The following is a 5,259-nucleotide window of genomic DNA, read 5'->3' as shown; positions in this document are numbered from 1 at the left end:
GTGAAGTTCAGTTCTTCCAGCTCGCCGTGGCGGGGGCGGATCGCGGCATCGGCCGCCTTCAGCATCTCGGCGTCCAGTGCGCCGTCGCCCGCGGTGAAAAGCGTTGCCCCGTCGGATAATTCGCCAGATTCGGTCAGCCTGCGACGGACTTCGGCAACAGCGAGACTCTTACAGACGGCGTCGGGCATCGTGTAGATCTTGCGACCCTGCTGGGACGCCGACCAGCCGTTTGCGCGGCACCAGGTGTCCCATTCGGCGAGGAAACCCGCGGGGACCAGGTCGGGGCGGACCACCAGGTAGCAGAACAGCTCGTCGGCCTCGCGGTACTTGGTGACCCAGGAATCGTCGATGCGGGAGCGTAATTCGGCGCCCACGTCGGCGAGGGTAGCGCCCGACGCGTTGACCTGGTCGTCGATGGCCACGCGCCACGCGGGGTCGGGGATGCCGTCGACCAGGATGTTGCCGCCGTTGCTGGTGATGGCGTACCGCCACGGAGCACCGGGGAGGGCGATGCGCTGGAACTGTTCGATGGTGCGGGTGGTCGTCGGAATCACGGGAGCGCCTGCCGCGAGCTCGCGCAGGGCCGCGATGGCGCTGACGGTCATGTAGGAGAGCGGTTCACCCTCGTAGTACTCGACGCACTCCTTCGCGACGGCCTCGGCACCACCGAAGCCGTTGCGGGAGAAGATCATCGTGCGATCCAGATCGGTCGCGAAGAGGGACTCGGCGGTCACCGGGGTAGCTCCTTGATCAGGCCCATGCAGGAGTAGGCCAGGTCGGGGACCACTTCCACCGGGACATTGCGCGCCGCGGCGAGCAGGCGGATGTGGGCGTGCTCCGGTGCGTCTGCCTCACGGACCAGCACTCGCCACGGTACCCGGCGCAACAGCACCCGGGTGGTCTCGCCGACGCCGGGCTTCACGTAATTGACTGTACTGATGCCGTATTCGGCGCGGACCTTCTCCACCGACGCCCACCCGGACCAGTCCGGCGTGCGGTCGGAATCGCGGATGGCGGCGACGGCGGCGGGCACCTGCTCGCCGATCGTGCCGAAGGCCGCTGTGACGGTGTCGATCAGCTGATTCGAGACATCGGCGCCGATCAGGTCGCGGTAGAACTTGGCGCCGTGGAACTCGCCGGGGCCGATCAGGGTGCTGTTCAAGACGGTGCGTGAAACCAGGCCGGACACAGTCGAATTGAGGCAGGCCGAGGCGATGAGGAAGTCGTCACGGGTGCCGTAGGTGCGCACGCAGTTGGCGGGGTCGGCCAGGACCACGAGCTCGTCGTTGAATCTGGCGCCGCCGGCGGCGTGATAGGCGTCGAGGGCGGCGGTGAGTTCGTGGGTGATCGCACCCTTGCCGGTCCAGCCGTCGACGAAGACGATCGAGGACGGATCATGATGGCGGGCGAGGTAGTCCAGTGCCACCGCATCGATACCCCGATCGCGCACGATCGAGACCGCGTAGTGGGGCACGGTGAGAGGCTCGCGGCCGATCCCGCTGACGAGCCAGCGACGCATGAGCACGCCGACGGGGGTACCCGCCCTGGCCAGCGAGACCAGGACAACGTCCTCACCGCGTTCGGCGACAACCAGCTCCGCCACAGTCGCGACGGCCAGCGCCAGACGTTCGGCACTGTCGGCCAGCACGCGATCGAAGAGCTCACGGTATTCGGCATCCGGCTGGAACTCGACCGGCAGCGACTCGGCGTAATGGGCCACACCGGCCTGGATGCGCCGTTCACGGTCGGCGATATCGGCTTCGAGGTCGGCTTCCGAGAGATCCTTGAGCAGCCACGAAACATCCTCGGGCGCATACGAACCGAACTCGGGTCCGTGCAGGGCCACGGGGAGCGGACCGGCACCGGAGCTCGCTTCGCCGCCGTGTTCGGTGTGGCCGTCCCGGTCCGCCGAATCGGGCGCCGACAGTGACGCTGTCACGGCTACCGGCTCAGCGGTGCGGCCCGCGTGCAGCGCACGGGGATCGGCGCCGGGGAGCACAGCTATCAGAACGTCGGCGCCCGACGCGGTGAGGACATCGACCAGGCCGCCGGGGGCGACCAGCTCCGGGGTGTCGGCGGGCGGATCGATGACGACCAACAGCACTGCGTCGTCATCAGGCCACTGGGCGTTGTAGAGGTAGCGCTGGGCGGCGGGGTCGGGTTCCGGGGCGATGAATCGGAAGCCGCGCCGCAGGGGGTAGCCGGGTTCGTCGAGGACGTATGCCGGTGAGCGAGTGGTGGTTTGGAAGCGGGTGGGGGTGCCGGCATCGGCCAGGTCGGCGGCCAGGCGCAGGGGCAGGTACATGAGTTCTTCGTGGCCGATGACGATGACCGGACGGCCGGCGAACTCGGCATCGAGGCGGGTGTTCACCTCCCCGGCAATGGATTTCAACGCGACGTCGAAGGCGGCGCCATCCGAACGAAGGATCCCGTGCCTGCCGCCCTCGGGAACATCAGCAGGCCAGGTCAATTCGATGCGACCGTACGAACCGGGCCGGACCCCTACCGGATTCAGCTGCGGATCAGGCAGGGCGGTCACGGTATCGATCAGCCCGGCAGGCAGCTCGGTGCGACCGGAGGCCAGGCAGACCGTGTCGATCCGCGCACCGAGTTCGGCTGCGGCAGCTTCGAATTTGATCCGATCGGCAGGGGTACGCATGTCCACCAGCGAGGCGAGCACATAGTGCGAACGCGGCGCGAACGCGTGCAGTGCGCGAACCGCGTCGATGGCGGTGTCGCCGGTGGAGATCTCGTCGTCGACCAGCACCAGCGGCAGATCGTTGGCGAAGATCGCGGCGGGCGCGGGCTGGAGCAGATGGGAGGTGGCGTGCGAGTGGCCCTCTTCGAAACCGGTCAGCGTGGTGGCTCGCGACTCGTGCCGGCGGGTGGAGTGCAGGTAGCAGCCCGCGTCGATCCGCGCGGCCACACAGTGGCCCAAACCGGTAGCGGTCTCGGCGAATCCGAGCACGACGGCTTCACGATCACCGAGTACCTCGCGCACGAGATCGGCCAGGCGGTTACCCGCGCCGATCACGATGCGCGGATCGGTGGGCAGGTGCTTGCCCAGCACCGTGGACACCAGCAGGTGCGCCCGGCGCGGATTGCGGCGCAACCCCGGCTGCACCAGCGCGCCGATCGAAAGCTCGCCCGTCAGCACGCTTTCGGCGGACAACGCGACAAATCCGCCGTCGGTCGACACGTCATCGACGGACGGCGCGGCAAGCACCTCACCCGATGCCGTGCCCTCGGCCGAGCGCGCGGCGAAGGACGCACCGTGATGCAGCTCGATCCCGAGATTCACCGTCGCCCATGGTGTTTCGAACGCACTCATTCGGCGATCATCGCTGTCAGCAAGTCCACGAAAGACACTCCCTTGTTCGCGACCCCGAACGCACGGGCCCGAACCAGCGTCTGGCGGGCCCAACTGCGGTGCGGGCGCATCTCGTTCATCTTGTTGCGGTATTCCGAGGCCGCGACGCCACCGACATCGGCCGCCATGATGTCGAGCGCGTCGGCGTACTCCTCGTGGGTCACCACCGACAGCGCGTGCACCACGGCCACGTGCGAGGGGTGGATCACCGTTTTGCCCTGAATGCCGTTGGCGCGGTCGAGGGTGATCTCGCGCAGCAGGCCGTCGAGGTCGCGGCTCACCAGGTACTGGCGGAACTTCACCGCGTCGGATTCCTCGAACGGCGCGCTGCGCAGCTGCGGCCGGAACATCCGCTCGTGATCGGCGAAGTACTCCCACACCGGTCCGGTGATGATGAAGCCGGTGCCGTCGACGCGGCCGAGGTAATTGACGATGTCGGCGATCACGTCGGCGACCACCCGCACGTCGTAGATCGTGAGGTCGCGGTCGCGGCGGATGCCGAAGGTCGAGCACATGTCGGTGGCGCCGATCCGCACCGCCAGCAGCTGCTCACGGTGTCCGGCGAGCAGATCGGCGATGCGCGAGAGCTGCTCGTCACGGGTCTGGCGGTGCACCAGGTTCGACGATTCGAGCACCGGCATCGCGTAGACCGGACGGCCGAGGCTGCGGTTGGCGTCGTCGAGCGCGGCCAGGTACGTGGGCCCGCTGACGGCGTCGAACTTGGGGAAGACGAATCCGGTGAGCACGTCGGCGCCCGGTCCGAGCGCGGCGACCAGTTCGCCGACCGAGGCCGCGTCGCGGACCCGGATGAACAGCATCGGGTTCGCGTCTTCGCCGCGTGCGAGCAGATCCAGGGTGTCCACCGCGTGCTGTTTGGCGGCCTCCACCTGGTGATCGGCGACCGCGTCCTCGAGGTCGATCACCATCGAGCACACCCCGCGCGCGGCCCGCCGGCGAATCGTGGCGGCCAGATCGGGGCGGGTCGCGGGCACATACAGGGTCGCGCCGAGCGCGGTCGCCAGCAGCTCCCGGTCGTCGTGGCCTTGAATCGGCTCCGGTTCGACCAGGAACAACTCCCGGCGGCGGGGACCCTGCAACTGCTGGAAATGGCGCAGCGGTACCTGCTTACGCAAGCAAACTTCCGGTGCGATGGCGTAGCCCGCGGTCATTCCCCCCACCTCATCTGTCGACCCATGTCATTTCTACTTTTCGGAAGCGTGTTTTCTGATGCGCTCGACTACGCCCGCGATGAACTCTGCGACGGTACCCAGCTCGGTAACATACGCCCAGTAGTCCGGGTGGCGACCAGTAAGTCCAGCGGTGATGCGATCGAGGCGTTCTGCTTGTGCATCGAGAACCGAGCCCCACTCGGCGACCAGTCCTCGGTCTACCGCCAGCATCTGCGCGTCCCGCAGCCGGAATCGTACGGTGCGGGCCTGAGCTTCGGGGTCGGTACGTACCTCACGTAACAATTCGAGGCGCCGGGTGACGGCGTCGACCAACTGCTCGGCCTCGGCGAGGTACGCGCGTGCGGTGGCGGTCAAATCAAGGGCGGTCTCCGGATCACGATCGGCTGCCGCGACGCGCGCGCCGACCAGCGCTTCGTCGGCGGCGTCCATGCCACGACGGCTTTCCCGCTCATTGTTGGTCAAGTCCGCCGAACTCGCAGCACTGAACTCACGCAGCAGCGCGGAGTAGGCCGGTCCGAGCGCGCCGGCACGGTTGCCGACGGCAGCAAGGCGGGTGGTCACCGACGCGATCGCGTTCGCGGCAGCCGAGGCACGAGAAGGGGCCTGCGCCAACGCATTCGATAGTTCCGCCGTCGCCTCTTGCACAGCATTCGCAGCCTCGCGCGCCGCCGCGACCGACGTGCCGGGATCGCTGGAAGA

At 67.9% G+C, this 5,259-nt stretch carries 3 protein-coding genes and 1 pseudogene; all 4 read right to left on the bottom strand.

From position 1 onward, the window contains the following. Nucleotides 1–692: HAD family hydrolase (locus ACFWF3_RS23375; protein ID WP_379315272.1), on the bottom strand; the 692-nt coding region annotated here is incomplete at its 3' end. A 38-nt stretch (nt 693–730) separates the two neighbouring features. Next, nucleotides 731–3,331 carry a phosphoribosyltransferase gene (locus ACFWF3_RS23370; protein WP_379315271.1) on the bottom strand — a complete coding sequence of 867 codons (2,601 nt, stop codon included), beginning with the start codon at nt 3,329–3,331 and terminating at the stop codon, nt 731–733. Next, nucleotides 3,328–4,539, bottom strand: a complete 1,212-nt coding sequence (locus ACFWF3_RS23365; RefSeq protein ID WP_379315270.1) for an HpcH/HpaI aldolase/citrate lyase family protein — start codon at nt 4,537–4,539, stop codon at nt 3,328–3,330. Before ACFWF3_RS23365 ends, ACFWF3_RS23370 begins: the two co-directional genes overlap by 4 nt. 33 nt (nt 4,540–4,572) lie before the next feature. Next, nucleotides 4,573–5,259, bottom strand: a pseudogene (locus ACFWF3_RS23360) (hypothetical protein); the annotation flags it as partial.

This window comes from Nocardia sp. NPDC060220 (genome assembly GCF_042727815.1).
Classification (GTDB): Bacteria; Actinomycetota; Actinomycetes; order Mycobacteriales; family Mycobacteriaceae; genus Nocardia.
Note: the sequence above shows the minus strand (reverse complement) of the source record. Positions and strands in the feature narration are given on the sequence as shown.